Origin of the sequence: Virgibacillus sp. M23 (assembly GCF_034190895.1) — a bacterium.
Taxonomy (GTDB): domain Bacteria; phylum Bacillota; class Bacilli; order Bacillales; family Amphibacillaceae; genus Virgibacillus; species Virgibacillus salarius.
The window spans coordinates 122,293-140,368 of the sequence record NZ_JAWDHA010000003.1 but is presented as its reverse complement, the minus strand read 5'-3'; the positions used below and the strand labels follow the sequence as shown (position 1 = coordinate 140,368).

Here is an 18,076-nt window from a genome sequence, read left to right as displayed (position 1 = left end):
GTTAGTTGAGGCCGTGCCCGCGGAAAGCGAAGTAATTAGTCGGAGCATTGCCAATATACATCTAACATTTCAAAATAACTACTTGGCTTAACGCAGTCATTGCACTGATTTTATACTTTCTTAACTTATTAAAATAACCATGAGTTAGAATCTCATGGCTTAACATGTACTTATCTGCGATTTTTAAAACCACAAGTGAATGCCGTTTGTAGTCGCATATATTTGTATAACGTGCGAGCATGTCTCCCTTTCTCTGTCGTTGGGTCTATTTTAGATTGGAGACGCTTCATAAATTCTCGATCACATCTGCATGGATCTCCGTATTTTTGATAGCATTCATCATGGGCTTTGCAGGCTGCATCAACGTCATTTATCGGCTCTCCAGGACCGCTACAGCCAGGACCACACCACCTATACCCTCGCGGAAAACAAAATCTTGGGTGGTGCTTCATTGGTCTAGGTTGCCTCAATGCTTACACCTCCCTCTCAATATCGCTACAATACTATATTCCAATGTTTATAAATTTGTCTATGCATTTCTCCTCTTGTTTTATATCTACTTGGATTTACACTTCCAAAAAATTAACTTCGTGTTCGATTCTGCTTGTCATCGTTGTCATGATTACAATGGACACTTACGTAGACGTTAACGATCCGTATATTGTTCAAAAGTCCACTATATAAAGTAAAACTTCAAGCAGTGGAAATAAGGGCATGACCTAAAAGATCTTTGAACCAATCGGACATTTACCGGCAGTCAGTGCCAGCTACTTACCAATTGGTTTCACTTTATTGTTTGAAGTGGGGAGCTTACTGCCAGTTATGTACGGGATAAAACTACTACAATATCTAAAATTGCTCCCTAATCAACTCCAAAAATGCTTGTAGATTAGGCGATAGCCATTTATTCTTATGGATAGCTGTATATATCCCAATTGTATTCGATGGGCTACAGGATGGCATTTCTACGAGTTTACCTTCCTGTAGTTTATCTTTTATAGTGAAATAAGGGAGCATTGTATTACCAAGGCCGCATAGTACACATTGTTTAATTGCTTCAATACTTGGTAGCTCCACTTTGGTAACCGAGCTGTTGCCGATCGCTTTTATATGCTGATCAATTATTGGCCGCCAACTACAAGCATATTCCGTTACGAGCATTGTTTCAGCAGTTGATGAAGAGCAATGATCTGTGGGCTGTACTAAAGATAGCTTATCCTCCGCTATTTTATGAATAATTAATTCATCATGAGACCAATTATTCTCCTCCACTAAAACAGCGACATCTATATCTCCTCGTTTCAGCTGTCCTTCCAAGTTGTCATATTGAAGTGATTTTAGCGTTAATTCAACTTTAGGAAATTTTTTTCGAAATGTCATAATCAACGTTGGAAGCCAATAAATCATGAGAGACTCACTTGCACCAATTGTTAATGGACCAGCTGGCTCACTACTAGCATGAATCGCAGCCTTGGATTTGGAGTAAAGTTGAATAATCTCTGTTGCGTAAGGTAGAAAGTTTTTTCCAGCCTGTGTGAGAACGACCTTTTTTCCCATACGATCAAATAGTGGATGTCCCAATTCCTTTTCCAAATCCTTTATATGTGCTGTAATCGATGATTGCGCATATCCTAATGTCTCTGCAGCTTTCTTAAATCCACCAACATCGACAATCGTTTTAAACGTAATAAGCTGACGTAGTTCCATACTTCTCTTCCTTTATATCAATTTTATTGAACTAAATGTTCAAATATATCTATTTTACTGAATTATGTAATTAGTATATGCTATTTATAGCATCATTACAAAGGAGAGGAAAAATGATGAAAATCATGACACTTTTAGGTAGTTCAAGGAAAGACGGCAATACAGCTTACCTTACAGATAAAGCTTTAGACGGCATCGAACATAAGCGTGTGTTCTTACTAGATAAACAGCTAAATCCGATCATCGACCAACGACATGATAAAGATGGATTTGAAACAGTAGATGATGATTATGAAGCGCTCTTTTTTGAATTCTTGAAGTATGATACGTACTTCTTTGTTACGCCAGTATATTGGTTTGGAATGTCTGGTCAAATGAAAATATTCTTCGATCGCTGGAGTCAATACATGAAGGATAAGCGAATTGATTTTTGGGAAGCATTCCGTGGAAAAAAAGCCTATGTTATTGTCACAGGTGAAAAACCAGACCCCAAAACGGCGGCATTACCTCTTATTCAGCAATTCAATTATATTTTTCAATATATGGATATGGAATTTGTCGACTATGTCATTGGTAAAGGAAATAAGCCAAATGATATTCTATCAGATGGTTACGCTCTTGAAAAAATGAAGCTGTGGAACAGTGAAATTAAAACACAATTGAAACCCACTACTGTTATCAATTGATTCCACAAACAGCAGGTTCTCTGCTTGGCCACCTCTATTGCTAAAGAACAAATATGACAAACATCCATTTGTAAACAATTGCACATTTTTCGTCACAGATGAATAACATATGGGTGAACATAAGGAGGTCGATGGGATGAACCATTCGCATTATCATATGGAAAGTAGCCACGCTGACTATCAGCCAATGCATGAGAACAACTGGAACGTAAAACAACAGGTAGATATGAAGGATTTTTGTAAACAACAGTTATATCAATATATTCAGATTGAAGTAAATGACGGAAGTACCTATATAGGTATTTTACACAGTTTCGATGACAATCAATTATATTTATTAATTCCTACTCCTGATCAAGATACAAATCGAAATGACGCTAATGACCAGCGATTGTTTCCCTTCTTCGGGCCATTCGGTCTATTTGGTTTTCCATTCTATGGAATAAGGAGGTTTGGTCCATACCGCCCATATTGGTGGTGGTAGAGATGCTACGACAAACGTATTTTAGGTAAAGCACAAGCCGAACTATTATTATTTGAATCATTCGGCTTGTGCTTTACCAGTCTCATGTTAGTAGAGGAACAACACGTAGACTCCTAGGTGAAAAAGCCTTGGTAAGATATCACGTTGTTATACTGCTAATCAGTTGTCGCCAAAAGGAAGTATTTACCGGAACACTAATGATTCCCCACCATCATTTCCCATAGACTAACTTACTTTCTTGTTATTTTTTGTCTGTACAGGCGTGCGTCTCCGTTAAGCATGAACTTTTTTTAAATAGAACAAACAGTAAATGAAAATTCAATCCGTGGGTGGTTTATCCCCACGGATTGGTAGGTGAACCAATCGGACATTTACTGGCAGTTTAAACCATACTTATCCTTATGATTTCACTTTATTTCTGAAAGTGCGTTCTTACTGCCAGTTATATGCGGGATAAAGTAAAACTTCAATCCGTGGGTGGGTTATCCCCACGGATTGGTAGGTGAACCAATCGGACATTTACTGGCAGTTTAAACCATACTTATCCTTATGGTTTCACTTTATTTCTGAAAGTGCGTTCTTACTGCCAGTTATATGCGGGATAAAGTAAAACTTCAATCCGTGGGTGGGTTATCCCCACGGATTGGTAGGTGAACCAATCGGACATTTACTGGCAGTTTAAACCATACTTATCCTTATGGTTTCACTTTATTTCTGAAAGTGCGTTCTTACTGCCAGTTATATGCGGGATAAATTTGTTATTATGCTATTATTCAACCGTGTATAAACATATAATAAGGTAATTAACTATCTGGGAGGTATGTCCATGTCTGATATAGCCAAAACACCTAAACCACCATATTACGCAGCTATTTTCACATCAAAACGTACGGAGAATGATAACGGTTATAATAAAATGGCTGAAAAAATGGTAGAATTAGCCGCTAAGCAAGAAGGTTTTCTAGGGGTTGAGAGCGTTCGCGAGAAAGGACTTGGTATTACGATATCCTATTGGAATTCGCTAGAGGCAATTCATCATTGGAAGCAACATGCTGTTCACCAAGCTGCTCAAAGGAAAGGCAGGGATGAATGGTATCGTACATATGCTGTACGCATCTGCAAAGTAGAAAGCGAAAGCGTTTTTGACATGTAAGGTCTCGAGTTTTATAAGTGGCTGGGTCAAAACACAACTTCATTACTCAAAATACGAATAATCATGTTATCGATAGGAGTATCATCGCCGCACCATGAAAATATACTCGCTTTCCGCGGGCACGGCCTGAGCTAACTTGGTAAAGAAAAACACGTTACCAAGTTAGCTCAGGCCGTGCTGTTCCCGTTAGATAAGGAAGGCTTCGGCAGCAATACATCGCACGCAGAAAAAGCGTTCTTCTTTTTCAAGGAGTCTCGCATATTTCAGGTGCTATATTAATTATTTTAATAAAAAAACGAACTATAATTAATTTCATATTTTAAAGTCTTATATTCGGTATCATCTTTCCCTATTATTTCTGTTGATATATTGTAGCTTAGCTGATTCCCAATATCATCAAACACCCCTTATTTAAAGTAATTTCTTAGTTACTAGCCTAAACTTCATATCAATGCCTCCGTACTTTGCCACCATTGATTCTAAACTGTTCGTAAAAAAATAGATGTAGAGAATATGTTTAGAAACATACCTTATGTTTAGTTTATAGAAATAATTAATTATCTATCTTGATATTTCACTTTTTGGAGATGTTGCAAATGATTAGGATATTGTATGTTGATTATGATGAAATTTTTTAGTAACGGTCTAAGACTAATTATAGAAAAAGAAGCGGATATGAAATTATTGGGAACAACGCTTAATAAGAATCAACTATTTAAAACAGCAAAAGAACGAAAACCAGATGTTATTATATTCAATACTAAAGTGAAGAATATCAATGTTATCCAAACAACGATTGCTTTAAAACGTATAGTTAATCATATTAAGATTATCTATATGATGCAAGATTGTCATCAAGACTTAGTACTTAGAGGACTAGAAGAAGGGGTCAATGGTTTTATACTAAACAATATTAATAGTAGAAATTTTATTAATAGTATACGAAATGTCTACCATAGTCATTATATTTTATCCGGGGAGATACCTAAGCTCATCCTGAATCATATTCAAATAATTCAATTACAAGATAAACAGAGAATGAAATTTAGGTTACTGCAGCGAGGAATAGTTGTTACGTTACGTGAGCTAGATATTCTCTATCTTTTATACAAAGAGTATAACAATAAAGAAATTGCCATTACGCTACATTTAAGTGAAAAGACTATAAGGGATTATGTAAGTCATGCATATAAAAAAATTGGGATCAACAAACGAAATAAAGTCATTAAATTTTCAAAAAATGTCATGAATAAGAGTTATTGATTGTAATATATTGCTCTCTACAATGACAAGCGTTTCTATATCGTAGATGTAACTATATTCAAATTTTTGAAACAATGTTCAATATTATCAATTTAACAATTGACGGTATAATAAATGAAATCTACCACCATAATCATTGATTACAAATTATGTATTCATTGATTTTTAGAGGATGAAAAACATGAACCCGTTAACCAATAGAAAGATTTTTCTAATCATTAGTCTATTACTCCTAACGCTAAACAGTATTCGAATTATCTGGATTACTTATCATAAAACACCAGACCATCCACATGCCAAGGATGGGGTAATAGATTTTCAAAATTGGAAGTTTACGAATTATCATTTGATTACCCTTGATGGAGAATGGGAATTTTATCCAAATCAATTTCTAACCCCTAGCTCTTTTGACAAACGTGCTAAAGCGGTTAACCATTTTATTACTGTTCCTGAAAAGTCGCAAAATAGTGTAGACAAGCGATCCCCATATGGTTACGGCACATATCGTCTACAGGTTTTACTCCCTAAAAGTAAAGAAAAACTCTATGGTGTGCAAATACAACGAATTGCATCAGCTTTCGACATTTACATCAGTGGTAAACTCATTGGAGGCTCGGGGAAGCCAGCAAAATATCCAAACCAATACAAACCTGAATCACTCCCCTTTTCCACTTTCTTTCAAACAGAAGCAAATACTATGGAAATTATCATACATGTAGCAAACTATGACTATCATTCTGGTGGAATCATAAAACCTATCAAATTTGGAACGGCACAAGCGATTAATCATGAAACGAATTCCTTAAAAAACCTGGAAGTTATGACCTTCATTATTTTACTTTTACACTGTGTATATGCATTTATTCTTTATATAATTGGAAATAGAAAAACAGAGTTAGTTTATTTTTCTCTAGTTCTTATTTCTTCCATGTTTGCAACCTTATTAGATGATAGTAAGCTATTACTTCATTGGTTGCCAATAAATTATGAATGGTCGATAAAGCTTAATTATATACCTTATATTTATATAAATCTTTTTGCTCTTCTATTTATTAAGCAAGTACTTTTCAACTCAAAACAAGTACTACTCTCACGTTGGATTTTAATATTATTCTGTGTTTTGTCAATTGTGCTTTTAGTATCCCCTTTTCCATATACTTTTTATATTGGACGAATCACATTAAAACTAAGCTATATTCCTTATATATATACAATCGTTTTAATTTGGAAGTCGATACGTAACGGGAAAAGAGATGCCATCTACTTATTATTATCAGTAATAAGTATGGTTAATAGTACGGTGTGGGGAGCAATAAAGGGAAAATGGCTGGAGTTAACCTATTATCCGTTTGATATCATCATTGCAGTGATTTTATTTGCTTGTTATCTATTTCGACTCCATTTGCATATTGCGAAGCAAAATGAACGTCAAGCCATAGAATTAAAAAGGGTGGATAAGATAAAAGATGAGTTTTTAGCAAATGCAGCTCATGAATTACGGAATCCACTTCATGGTATCATCAACATCGCGGAAACGATACTAACTTCAGGCTCTTTTTCCATAAAAGACAAGGAACACTTACAACTATTAGTTATGATAGGTCGTCGCATGTCCTACACATTGAATGACATCCTTGATATAACACGTTTGAAGGAACCAAACGTACAATTACAAAAACAGCGCGTTCATGTACAAACTATTACAAATGGTGTGGTAGATATGCTCCAATTTATGACCCAACGGAAACCAATAACTTTTAAGGTTGTTATACCAGAATCGTTCCCTTACGTATTTGCTGATGAAAATCGTTTGATCCAAATATTATTTAATCTGCTTCACAATGCGGTTAAATATTCAGATGAAGGGACAATTACCGTCACTGCGAGTAGAAAGAATCACATGGCAATTATTCATATAACAGATACAGGACGGGGAATGGATAATCGTACGTTACAAAAAATCTTTCTACCGTATGAACAGGAAAACACAGATACGAATTCAGGTATTGGAGGAATTGGACTTGGGTTAAGCATATGCAAACAGCTAATTGAGCTACACGGCGGATCAATCCATGTCGAGTCTACGCCTGGTAAAGGTTCTATATTTTCTTTCACATTACCAATAGCTAAAAATACTGATCATAAAAAAGGAGAATCAGAAGTTGCTACAACCATTCATTCCCCTTCAGATACGTTAAAACCATTGGGAGACTTAAAGTCAGAAACACCTGAATTCTCTCCCTTAGAGGAGGAAGGGGATAATAAACAAAGAATTATTCTCGTCGATGACGACCCGATTAATTTACAAATCTTAACGAAAATGCTTAGTTCAGAGTTTTATATTTCGACAGCAAATTCTGGAAAGGAGGCATTAACGTTGCTTCACCAACGGGAGTGGGATTTAATCATTTCCGATGTTATGATGCCAAATATGTCTGGATACGAATTGACCAGACATATCCGTAAACAATATTCTATTTCAGAATTACCCATTCTACTACTTACTGCACGTAACGAATCAGAAGATATACACACTGCCTTTCTTTCAGGTGCAAACGATTATGTAATAAAGCCGGCAGAATCCTTAGAGCTAAAGTCACGTGTTCGAGCTTTAACGAACCTAAGAACATCTATTAAAAAACATCTTCAGATAGAAGCTGCATGGTTACAAGCGCAAATACAGCCGCACTTCTTATTTAATACGTTAAATACGATTGCATCATTAAGTGAAATTGATACGAAAAGAATGATCCACCTGCTTAATGAATTCGGAAATTACTTACAAAGAAGCTTTGATGGAAAAAACACAGAGACAACTATTCCGTTAGCAGATGAGCTTGATTTGATTCGCTCCTATTTATATATAGAGAAGGAACGATTTGGCGACAGAATAAATGTAGATTGGGATCTTGAGGAGAACAATAGCCTGATGATACCACCAATGGCTATTCAAACACTCGTTGAGAATGCGATCCATCATGGCATACTAAAACGGACTCAGGGTGGTAATGTTCGCATACAACTTATAAATCATGATGCTTTTTTTAAAGTAACTATTGCAGATGATGGTATAGGTATGGAAAAATGGAAGGCTGACAAGATTCTTAATAACCACCTTAGCACTAGTGGGGTTGGATTAGCTAATACGAATCATCGATTAATCAAAGCGTATGGACAAGGATTAGACATTACAAGCATTCCAGATAAAGGAACCACCGTAAGCTTCTGCGTACCGAAAACTCAGCCGTAAATGAGATTTGTCTCCTATTAGTCAATTGGATCGATAATCAGACCATTTCGATCACTTTATTAATTTGTAGAATACGACTGTATAATGGTTTTAGGTTATCTTGTATATATGAGAAAAACCTGATGTAATTTGGATCAATCACATCAGGTTTTTTGCGCCGTATTCGTTACACTATATCACCCTATCATTCGATTTTTTTCTTCTCAACTAGAAGAGAACGCCAATGCCTGTAAAGAAGAGATTAAAACAAATATTTTTTATCATTCTGAAGGATTAATAAAGCTCATTTAATCCTTATATAACTATATACAACATTGTTCTGAACAGAAGTTTAAATACCTCGCAACCATTTTGTCAGTAATCCGTCTATCAGTAGCGATAATTAATCCTTTAAGCAATAGCATACAAGAAATTTACTTACTAACTTTCTTCCAATGATTGTACCATTGAATGGTTTCAAGACTTGGCGTTATGTTTAATTCAACTAACATATCCCTGTTTAACTGGTCAAATTGTTGGTCAACTAATTTAGGATTACCCTCCATAGCATATAATTTCATTAAGGCTACGTAAGCTTCTTCCGTACCTGGCTGTTGATTACATATATTGGTATACCAATGTATTGCTTTTTTTATATCTCCTTTTTTCTGATAAAGTTCAGCTAATTGAAACGAAAAATCAAGCCAAGTTTGCTCAAGTCGATGTCGTTCAGCCTCCGCCCACCAATAATCATATTCCTGAAGATAGGCACCTGTGTATACATTCATAATCTCCTCATATTCTTCAACCGCTTCCAAAATAAGCGGCTGTGCTGAATTAAGCCTTCTTTCCCATTCCTCAACATCAATTGTTACATCCTCTGTACGAAGAATATACCCTTCTTTCGTACTCTGGATATAAAAATGGTGGCTATACCTTTTTAACGTTTTACGCATATTATATACCGTCGTATACAACAGGGGGTATATTTTATCTAAATCACAATCGTTCCAAAATAGATCAATTAAGACTGATTTCCGAACAGGCTGTTCTCTATTTTGCAATAAATAGAGAAATAGCTCTTGTGCTCGGGCTGTCCGCCAACTTAAAGTTTCAGCTTTACCTGCTTCGTTTACAATTGTTAGCTGTCTACAAACATTTACTTGAATCTTACTCTTTTCGCCTGGAGACTCCTGTTGAGGCATAGCAAGACGTGCATTTATACGTGATACAGTTTTATGTAATCGATCCAGTTGTAAAGGTTTGACAACATAATCTAATGCGTTAATTTCAAAAGCATGTACAGCATATTGATCATAGATGGTTACAAAAACGATCGTTATATTTGGCTTGCTTTCCATTATTTGCTCAGCTAGCTGCAAACCATTTATCTCTGGTAAATGAATATCTAAAAAGACGACATCGACATGAGATCGTAAAATGCAATTCTTTGCTTGAAGAGGATCAATGAATTTATCAATAATTTGTACATTACCTATCTGATGAAGCTTCCGCTCTAGGAAATCTAATGCCAGCTGTTCATCATCGACGAGAATAGCTTTCAAAAAAAGACCTCCTTTTTCAGCCCTTTTTTTATATCTTCCGCTAACGAATAACATCCGTCAATATTTCCTGTCACCCAAGTGTGAAAATGAATCTTAATACCTACAAATCAACTTAGCAAGATAAAAAAGATAGTATTTAAGCAATAGCTCATTTATACCTTTCACTGCTAAAAAACCATTTATATCCTAAATATCTACATAATACTTTAATCCATGAGGGTCATTAATAATAGAAATCAGGTGCGTTTTAATATATCCACAGGGGGATAAAAAATGGTAACTGCTACTTTTTTAATAACACTTCACGATAATTTTAAGAGACTCAAATAACCGATATAAATCGCTAGACAAACGATATTATATCGGTATTCGAAAACTATGATAATTACATTTACACACATTATATTATTAAAAAACGATTTGGCTTAATTTATAGAGAATAACACTACAAGTGTATACCCTAAAACAGCTAAAATAACCGAACCAATGATTCCCGCAGCAAATGATTTCATACCTAATTTGCGGAAGGTTTTTATATCGACATTTAAACCGAGACCTGCCATTGCCATAGCAATAAGCAAGTAAGCGATATTAACAATTACTCCTGCAACCTCCTCGGATACAATCCCAAGGGTATTAAATCCGCTCATTGCAATAAATCCTATAATAAACCAAGGAATGATAGACATGGATAGCCTGCTTTCTGTTTGCCCACTACCTCGCTGAAAGAGATAACCAATGATGATAGCTACTGGCACTAGTAATGCCACCCGTGTTAATTTGACAATAACGGCTAAATCTACGGCATCATTCCCTCCAGCCGTAGCTGCTGCCACCACATGAGCTACTTCATGCAGTGTTGCCCCAGTGAATACACCGTAACCAGCTGGTGATAAATGTAAAGCTGTATATAAAACCGTATAAATTAATGTAAAAATCGTTCCTAATACAGCAACAGTGGCAGCACCTACTGCTGTTTCATCATCCTTCGCTTTTACTTGTGGCGCGATAGCTACAACAGCAGCCGCACCGCAAATAGCTGTTCCACATGCCGTTAAGATTCCAAGTCGTTTGCCTACACCAAACCATTTTGTTAACCCATAAACAATAAATAAAGTTACTACCAGACATATAGCAGCAATTAGAAATACGCCAATACCCGCGTTATAAATATCGGCTAAGTTTAACCGCATTCCTAATAAGATAATGCCAAAGCGCAATAATTTCTTATTCGAGAATGTCACCCCAGCCTGTAAATTTTCCCGAACACCGATAGTCGCTTTCCATACCATTCCGATAATAATTGCGATAACTAACTGTCCCATAATTGATAAGAATGGTAGCTGAGCAACATACTTTGCAATAATAGCGATAAGTAATGTAATACCTACCCCTTTCACAAAGGCATACTTATCTGCCTGATGGTTACCAATTGCTTTCCCCATTACCGACACTTCCTTTAAGTGGTTTCTACTTAAACTTTACCGAAAGTATTATTATTAGTAAAATACATATATATAATTATAACTATTAGTAATATTAATAATAAGGGGAGAAGTTTAACTTGTACTATGATGCATTGCGCACCTATGTCGCGTTAGTAGAGGAAAGGAATTTTACGAAGACAGCTGAGAAATTACATATATCACAACCTAGTGTCAGCCTGCATATAAAAAATTTAGAGAAAGAGTTCGGTACAGAATTAATCATACGTTCACCTAAATCCATGCAAATTTCGCCCACTGGAGAGGTGCTATACCACCGTGCTAAACAAATTCTAACAATCTACGAACAGACAAAGCAGGATATCATGGAACATCACCAGACTATTAAAGGCAATTTAAAAATTGGCGCCAGCTTCACCATTGGAGAATATATCATTCCCGATTTACTCGTTGAGCTTCAAGATAAATACCCTGAGCTTACTCTCGAAGTAGTCATTGGCAACACAGAAGAAATTGTCCAGCGAGTACGACTATTCCAGGTTGATATCGGTTTAATTGAAGGGCAGACGAATGATAAAGAGCTTTCTGTTTATCCATTTATGCAGGATGAATTATATGTTCTAGCTGCGACCAACCATCCACTAGCAAAGAAAGCTACCATTACGATGAAGGAACTGCATAATCAAGCCTGGGTGACCCGAGAAGAAGGCTCTGGTACAAGGGAATACCTTAATCATGTCATTCGTTCAAATGGGGTAAAAGCGAAATCGATACTTACAATAAGTAGTAATCAAGGGGTTAAAGAAAGTGTTATCAAAGGAATGGGGCTATCGCTGCTTTCGCATAGCGTAATAGAGCGAGATGTTCAACAGAACCAACTCGCTATTCTCCGACTAAACAACACAACCTTCAATCGAACATTCTCCTACGTTTATTCACCAATCATGAAAAGTAAAAAAAACGTGGAAGCATTTATCGAAGCATTAAAACAAAAATGGCCGTATACGTGAACCTTCCATCAGTGAGGTAATTTCGATCATCCCTCACTGATGGTGCATGTTCTACTATCATTACTACCCACTTTGCATAAGCTTCGATTAATCAACCATACAAATCCAGGTAGCAGCCTTTGCTGAAAAGCGATGCTACTCAGCATTTATTTTATTCTCCAATCGATAAATACCTTTTCGATCTCTAAGCATACAGCCATTTCGTTTAAAGATTGCTATCATGTTCGTATTAGCTTCATCTGTACTACCAACATAATACGTAGCATGGAATAGTTTTAACAATGATAGAGTATGAAGATGTAGTTTAGCACCATAGCCTTTTCCCCTCCATTCTGGTACAACACCAAAGTAAAACATCCTCCCTTCATCAGCTGTACCCATCTCAATGTGAGGAATAGCTATACCAAGTTTTTCATTATTAGACGTAAAATAAAAACAGTGATCACGCCAATGAGCTCCCAATTCATGGTGTAAGGATTGCATGATCTGTTCAATCGTCTGCTGTTTGTTTTTATTCGCCGAGCCTGACCGACAAGCTTGATAAAGGCTAGCAAAAACTTGATCACTCATATTACTCTCTGATAGCGAATAAGCTTGTATCTCACCATCTAAAATCGGAATGTCCTCCAACGTTCTTGTATACTCGACAATTGTGGAGATTTTCGTAAAGCCAAGCTGCTTTAATTCTTGCTCGTGCACTTCATCCATCAGTACGGAAATATAACCAATGTTTCCCTCCTGCCATTCTCCTAATAGCTTTTGAAACATTTCCATATAAGCTTCTGTGGATATACCTTCCTGTTTGACTTGATCAACAAGCCAATATTCTTTTTCATTTTTAATTGTATTATACAAATTCATCTGCTTATCTCCCCAATATAATTTTTCACGATCATTGTAATAATGACGTAAATCAATATGCACTACTAGACTAGTTTCATTTACTAAAATTATCTATTAAACTACCACTATTATTCTAGTCCTTATACCTAAAAACAGCCATTTTTTAGGTAATAATTCCTGTTTTTACAATAATTAGAAGGATATTACGAATATTTCACGAAATCAGAAAATAACAACCAAAAAGGGAGAGGATATACATGAAAAGAATTTCTTCTATTGCACTTATTCTTATCTTAACACTTTTGGCAATACCCACTACAGGATTAGCTGAACAGCATCAACACCATGATCAGTCAGCAGCAACATCTACTTATATTGAAACACTACCAAAAGCGAAAGAATTTGCACCAGAACAAGGGCCAGCCAAAATTGAACAATCGACTAAAGTGAACGTATTAGATGAAAACGGTAATGTGAAAAAGGTCAAAACAACGAAGAAAACTACCTCTACAAACAAGTATAAAGAGAGGGGAGAGTTACAACCACAGGCAACAAAGACAGTAACTGTACTTGCAGTAGCCGATGAGGAGTACCGAGCAGCCTATAGCGATTGGCAAGATCGTGTCCAACAAATTATAGAGAATACAGATGATGCATTTATTCGTGATCATGGAATTGACTTTGAAGTACAAGCGGTAGCAAGCTGGACATCACAAGGTGGAAGTAGCGAACAAATTTTGGCGGATTTACAAAGAGACTGGTCTAACGAACCTTATGATTTTGTAACTGGATTTACTAAAGATGCAAACTTTGATGCGGGAGGAATTGCATACGTATATAATTCAGCTCCAGGAACAGCATATAGTGTTAACTTAGATCAAGGAATAACGAACACTTCAAAAGCTGCACAGCATGAGTTTTCCCACAACTATGGACTAGGCCATGACCCGCAGGGCAGTGGAATACGCTGTATTATGAACTATGATTACGCATATTCCGTCGACTATTGGCACCCAGAGCACCATGCACAAATTCAAAATAACAAACAATGGTATGGTCAATAATAACCAAGTTCAAAGAGGGCCGTCCTAGAAGACAGCCCTCTTCTTACTAAATGCTTCCCCTACCTCAATAATGGAGCAGCCTCTTCATGAGCTGAACCCACTTACTTTGTCTTATTTTCTAACGGATTTTAAATCTTTAGTTCCATAATCAAACACTTCAACAAGATCTCCACTAGCTACAACTCTACTTTCTGGTTTACTCGGAATATCGCAAGTGATCAGTGTAATTTCATCTTTTCCATTATCATCGATAATAAAGTAATCTTTTTCATCGACCTTTCTTACACGGTTAATGACATATTTATATACTTTATCTAGATCGGTTACATATATTACATCATGAATAGACAAACGAGCTACATCATGAAATAACAAGCCCTTTTCCTTCATTCGATGCCCTGCCAGTGCATAATTACCTTTTCCCAGATCATCATATTCCTTCATTTCGCCTGCTCCCATTAGAAGATTGTTATTATTAACTGTACTAAAAATGGGAAGTTCTAACTCGGTAGAAGGAATGAACAAATATGCAACTGGGTTCCCTGTATAATTAATATTCTTTAAAACATCATATTCAGACGGGAAGTCAATAATTACTTCTTCCTTTTGCTTCTTCTCCCTATTATCCTTCAACGTTTCACTATCAGATTTTTTAATTTCTGCAACTACTTTATTAATTTTCTTATTCATTACGTATTCTTTTAGATATGGAGACACAAAAAAAGTTATACCAATTAAAGTAAATAAAATGATTATGAAAACAGTTACCTTTTTCATTTGCTCGATCTACTCCTTAAAAGAAGGCGGAGACAAACGTATCTTAATCTAACAAAGAGCAAACAACTATAAAGTGCAACTTCAACCAGTAGTGGTTTAGTTTATCCCCCACCGATTGTTCGGTCCACAAGGGTATGACCTAAAGGAATTGGAACCAATCGGTCATTTACTGGCAGTCCCCCCCCCTTTCACTATATTGCTTGAAGTGGGGGGATTACTGACAGTTATATGTGGGATAAATGATGGTTCGTGTAACGAAGCTACTTCGCTTTCCGTTGGGGGGCGGGTTAGCATTCTCGTGCTGACACTATGAGGTCTCGTCGTTGCCTATACTCGTGCAAGACAAGGAAGGCTTCGGCAACGATACATCACATGCAGAAAAAGCGTTCTTCAATTTCAAAGTGTCTACGTACATTCCCGAAATAGCATCATGCATTATTTGCTTTACATTAGACTGTTTTAGTTACTCCCCAACCCTCTTCTTATACAGCTGGAATATCCTAATTTGATTCATTGTTTTCTTTTTTACGTACCAACCTTGCGAGTATAACTGCTGCCGCTAGGAAAAGACTACCTAACATATAATTTATCGTGTTCGTTTTATCTCCTGTTTTTGGTAATTTTTTCGGAGCTTCTTTTGATTGCTGTTCGTTAGTACTTGCTTTCTTAGCATTGTTCTTCATGGTAACGTTTACAGTTTTGCCGGTTTCTTCTATGGCAAACTCGTAAACGGTTTGGTCAATTTCATAACCCTCTGGTGCTTCTACTTCTTGATATGTGTACTTCCCAAAAGGCAAGCCTTCCACCATTGCTAATCCTTGTTTATTCGTTGTTACCGTAGAAATATGATTCCCCTCTACATCTTTAATTTCAAACGTTGCTCCTTCTAGTGGTTCATTAGTCTTTTCATCTACTTTGTTTAGCTCAAAGTTCCCACGGATGATGTCATTTGTTATTTCAGCTGTAACTTCCCCGTTTTCTAAGACCGCAATCTCGTATATATTTTCATCAAGCACATAACCAGCTGGCGCTTCTATCTCTTGGTATGTGTATTTCCCGAAAGTTAAACCTTCTGTTATTGCCAATCCTTGTTTATTCGTTGTCATGGTAGAGACAATATTACCTTTTTCATCCTTTATTTCAAAGGTTGCTCCTTCAAGTGATTCACCTGTCCCGACATCCGTTTTATGAATAACAAGGTCTCCCTTTACAATGTCATAATTGATAGAAACACTTACATTAGCTTCCTTTGTATCTGTTTCCATCCATGTTATTCGTTGTAGCTTTTCTCCATCTACACCCTGTCCACGCTTGTCACTATCTTGGTAGCGTGGTTCATATTTATAGACATTTTCAATATCTGTAGTAGCTTTAAAAGCTAGTTCAATTTTCCCTTTTTCCTCAATATCCTTTGCGTTCAAACGAATCTTAAACGCATTCCCATCTAATATATAATCATCCGTTACAGTATTACCTTCAAGATCAACAAAATATGCGTTGTAAAGGTTTTTCTTTGTAAAAACCACTTTAGCATTTTGATTATTGACTTTTAGCTGTAAAACATCTGATTCGAAATATGTTCCATTCTGTACAAGTTTGTTTGCTTGCCCTTCAAGTTTAATATGTAAATCTTCTTCTGCTGGAACATCAAGTAAATTGTTCTCAATATAATCCACGTGTTTCTCAATAATTTTATATAATTCCTCAGAAATCTCATGATCTATCTCACCACGAGTGTGTTTAATTAAAGAATCGATCGTAATATTTTTACTATTCATATCATGAGAGACAATGTACAGCGCTACTTGAGAAACATAATAACGTTGATCTTCTGTCAGCTTTTTCCCGTTGATTGTATAATCATTCGTAATATCTTGGTCGTTGCCATATGCATAGACCATAGCAGTGTATTCTTCTTTAGTTAAACGTTCAGATGTCTTCTTATACTCGTTTCCTCCATCCTTTTCTAACAATGGAGAATCTAAATCCCAATTCAGGCAATAAACAATAACACCATTTTCATCAACTTTGAAGCGCGTACCCAGAATCGCACCACCAAGTGGATTATTTTCTGTTATTCGATCAACATAGCCAATAGATGGTGGTCTGCCATCATCATATGTAATATTACCTCTGTCTAAACTAAAAAACGTTTTGTATCTCGGAGAATCATTTGCACTAGCAGTATCGATTAAAAAAATAGTGGTATAAAGCAAGCTTAAAATTAATGTGAGAATTACTGTAATTGTAATAAATTTGCTTGATTTTAATACATTCAATTTTTACAATCCCCCTGAGGTGTATTTTTAGCTGCAATCTAAGATAATTACTTAAAATTACCACCTCACTTACCGAAATAAAATTAAACATACTCATTGAAAGTCTGGATTGTCTCATCTATATTTATAGATAAATATAAACAATCAAACCCAACACGACATATAATGTCGTTTATTGCTTACATTTTACCTGACGTTATATGTCGCGTCAATGCGAAAAAGGAGAACACATCTATGAATATTGGAAGTAAATTGAAGAACATCCGAGAAGAAAACAATTTGAAACAAACGGATCTAGCTAAAGTATTAAACGTTAGCACCAGACAAGTTCAACGTTATGAAGCAAACCATAGCATACCTAGTATCCAAAAATTACAATTACTTTCAGAATATTTCAGCGTCGGCATTGACTACTTTACAAAGCAATAACATAAAGTGAAACTTCAATCAGAGGGGATTTTGTTTATCCCCAACTGATTGCTCATACCACAAGGGTATAACCTAATGGCCTTTGAACCCATTGGACATTTACTGAGGAATAGTATTTGGTTTTTATGTTTATTTGTTTTTG

Annotated in this window: 15 protein-coding genes; 8 read left to right on the top strand and 7 right to left on the bottom strand. The window is 36.0% G+C overall.

Going from position 1 to position 18,076, the window contains the following annotated elements; all coding sequences use genetic code 11:
- Nucleotides 1-170: 170 nt before the first annotated feature.
- A complete protein-coding gene (locus RVS70_RS02260) occupies nt 171-470 on the bottom strand; it encodes a phospholipase (RefSeq protein ID WP_308036004.1) in 300 nt (99 codons plus the stop codon).
- Nucleotides 471-849: 379 nt separating this feature from the next.
- Nucleotides 850-1,707 carry a LysR family transcriptional regulator gene (locus RVS70_RS02255; RefSeq protein ID WP_026681989.1) on the bottom strand — a complete coding sequence of 286 codons (858 nt, stop codon included), beginning with the start codon at nt 1,705-1,707 and terminating at the stop codon, nt 850-852.
- Nucleotides 1,708-1,820: 113 nt separating this feature from the next.
- Between RVS70_RS02255 and RVS70_RS02250 the strand changes: the two genes are divergently transcribed.
- The 5 genes from RVS70_RS02250 to RVS70_RS02230 all read left to right on the top strand — a co-directional run bounded on the left by RVS70_RS02250 (nt 1,821) and on the right by RVS70_RS02230 (nt 8,543).
- Nucleotides 1,821-2,393: a flavodoxin family protein gene (locus RVS70_RS02250; RefSeq protein ID WP_226983574.1), complete on the top strand. Its 573-nt coding sequence runs from the start codon at nt 1,821-1,823 to the stop codon at nt 2,391-2,393.
- Nucleotides 2,394-2,529: 136 nt separating this feature from the next.
- A complete protein-coding gene (locus tag RVS70_RS02245) occupies nt 2,530-2,877 on the top strand; it encodes a hypothetical protein (protein WP_121604101.1) in 348 nt (115 codons plus the stop codon).
- 826 nt (nt 2,878-3,703) lie between these two features.
- Nucleotides 3,704-4,030: an antibiotic biosynthesis monooxygenase family protein gene (locus RVS70_RS02240; RefSeq protein WP_121604102.1), complete on the top strand. Its 327-nt coding sequence runs from the start codon at nt 3,704-3,706 to the stop codon at nt 4,028-4,030.
- A gap of 621 nt (nt 4,031-4,651) precedes the next feature.
- On the top strand, nt 4,652-5,293 hold the full coding sequence (locus tag RVS70_RS02235; RefSeq protein ID WP_226983636.1) for a LuxR C-terminal-related transcriptional regulator: 642 nt from the start codon (nt 4,652-4,654) through the stop codon (nt 5,291-5,293).
- 181 nt (nt 5,294-5,474) lie between these two features.
- Entirely contained in the window at nt 5,475-8,543 is a 3,069-nt protein-coding gene (locus tag RVS70_RS02230; protein WP_162986322.1) for an ATP-binding protein, read from the top strand.
- A gap of 413 nt (nt 8,544-8,956) precedes the next feature.
- On the opposite strand, the gene RVS70_RS02225 is transcribed toward RVS70_RS02230, so the two are convergent.
- Together RVS70_RS02225 and RVS70_RS02220 are read right to left on the bottom strand one after the other, a co-directional pair.
- Nucleotides 8,957-10,087, bottom strand: coding sequence for a response regulator (locus tag RVS70_RS02225; RefSeq protein WP_162986323.1), 1,131 nt, complete (start codon nt 10,085-10,087; stop codon nt 8,957-8,959).
- A 425-nt stretch (nt 10,088-10,512) separates the two neighbouring features.
- On the bottom strand, nt 10,513-11,532 hold the full coding sequence (locus RVS70_RS02220) for a YeiH family protein (RefSeq protein WP_121604106.1): 1,020 nt from the start codon (nt 11,530-11,532) through the stop codon (nt 10,513-10,515).
- A gap of 119 nt (nt 11,533-11,651) precedes the next feature.
- On the opposite strand from RVS70_RS02220, the gene RVS70_RS02215 reads away from it, so the two are divergent.
- Nucleotides 11,652-12,542, top strand: a complete 891-nt coding sequence (locus RVS70_RS02215; RefSeq protein WP_026682323.1) for a LysR family transcriptional regulator — start codon at nt 11,652-11,654, stop codon at nt 12,540-12,542.
- A 135-nt stretch (nt 12,543-12,677) separates the two neighbouring features.
- Here RVS70_RS02215 and RVS70_RS02210 read toward each other — a convergent pair whose 3' ends face one another.
- Nucleotides 12,678-13,403 (bottom strand): GNAT family N-acetyltransferase, encoded by a 726-nt coding sequence (locus RVS70_RS02210; RefSeq protein ID WP_121604107.1) that lies wholly within the window; start codon nt 13,401-13,403, stop codon nt 12,678-12,680.
- A 239-nt stretch (nt 13,404-13,642) separates the two neighbouring features.
- On the opposite strand from RVS70_RS02210, the gene RVS70_RS02205 reads away from it, so the two are divergent.
- Nucleotides 13,643-14,449, top strand: a complete 807-nt coding sequence (locus tag RVS70_RS02205; RefSeq protein WP_121604108.1) for a zinc-dependent metalloprotease — start codon at nt 13,643-13,645, stop codon at nt 14,447-14,449.
- 111 nt (nt 14,450-14,560) lie between these two features.
- Here the strand turns inward: RVS70_RS02205 and RVS70_RS02200 are convergent, their stop codons facing one another.
- Both RVS70_RS02200 and RVS70_RS02195 read right to left on the bottom strand, forming a co-directional pair.
- Nucleotides 14,561-15,226: a class A sortase gene (locus RVS70_RS02200; RefSeq protein WP_121604109.1), complete on the bottom strand. Its 666-nt coding sequence runs from the start codon at nt 15,224-15,226 to the stop codon at nt 14,561-14,563.
- A gap of 500 nt (nt 15,227-15,726) precedes the next feature.
- Nucleotides 15,727-17,505, bottom strand: a complete 1,779-nt coding sequence (locus tag RVS70_RS02195; RefSeq protein ID WP_121604110.1) for an LPXTG cell wall anchor domain-containing protein — start codon at nt 17,503-17,505, stop codon at nt 15,727-15,729.
- Nucleotides 17,506-17,739: 234 nt separating this feature from the next.
- Between RVS70_RS02195 and RVS70_RS02190 the strand changes: the two genes are divergently transcribed.
- Complete coding sequence (locus tag RVS70_RS02190) at nt 17,740-17,934, top strand: helix-turn-helix domain-containing protein (protein ID WP_162986324.1); 195 nt, start codon at nt 17,740-17,742, stop codon at nt 17,932-17,934.
- Nucleotides 17,935-18,076: the final 142 nt, after the last annotated feature.

Bases quoted from the DNA above. Each gene is read 5' to 3' on its own strand.
- RVS70_RS02205 (WP_121604108.1), top strand. From the start codon at position 13,643: ATGAAAAGAATTTCTTCTATTGCACTTATTCTTATCTTAACACTTTTG.
- RVS70_RS02250 (WP_226983574.1), top strand. From the start codon at position 1,821: ATGATGAAAATCATGACACTTTTAGGTAGTTCAAGGAAAGACGGCAAT.
- RVS70_RS02240 (WP_121604102.1), top strand. From the start codon at position 3,704: ATGTCTGATATAGCCAAAACACCTAAACCACCATATTACGCAGCTATT.
- RVS70_RS02200 (WP_121604109.1), bottom strand. From the start codon at position 15,226: ATGAAAAAGGTAACTGTTTTCATAATCATTTTATTTACTTTAATTGGT.
- RVS70_RS02255 (WP_026681989.1), bottom strand. From the start codon at position 1,707: ATGGAACTACGTCAGCTTATTACGTTTAAAACGATTGTCGATGTTGGT.
- RVS70_RS02190 (WP_162986324.1), top strand. From the start codon at position 17,740: ATGAATATTGGAAGTAAATTGAAGAACATCCGAGAAGAAAACAATTTG.
- RVS70_RS02230 (WP_162986322.1), top strand. From the start codon at position 5,475: ATGAACCCGTTAACCAATAGAAAGATTTTTCTAATCATTAGTCTATTA.
- RVS70_RS02235 (WP_226983636.1), top strand. From the start codon at position 4,652: ATGATGAAATTTTTTAGTAACGGTCTAAGACTAATTATAGAAAAAGAA.
- RVS70_RS02220 (WP_121604106.1), bottom strand. From the start codon at position 11,532: ATGGGGAAAGCAATTGGTAACCATCAGGCAGATAAGTATGCCTTTGTG.
- RVS70_RS02245 (WP_121604101.1), top strand. From the start codon at position 2,530: ATGAACCATTCGCATTATCATATGGAAAGTAGCCACGCTGACTATCAG.
- RVS70_RS02210 (WP_121604107.1), bottom strand. From the start codon at position 13,403: ATGAATTTGTATAATACAATTAAAAATGAAAAAGAATATTGGCTTGTT.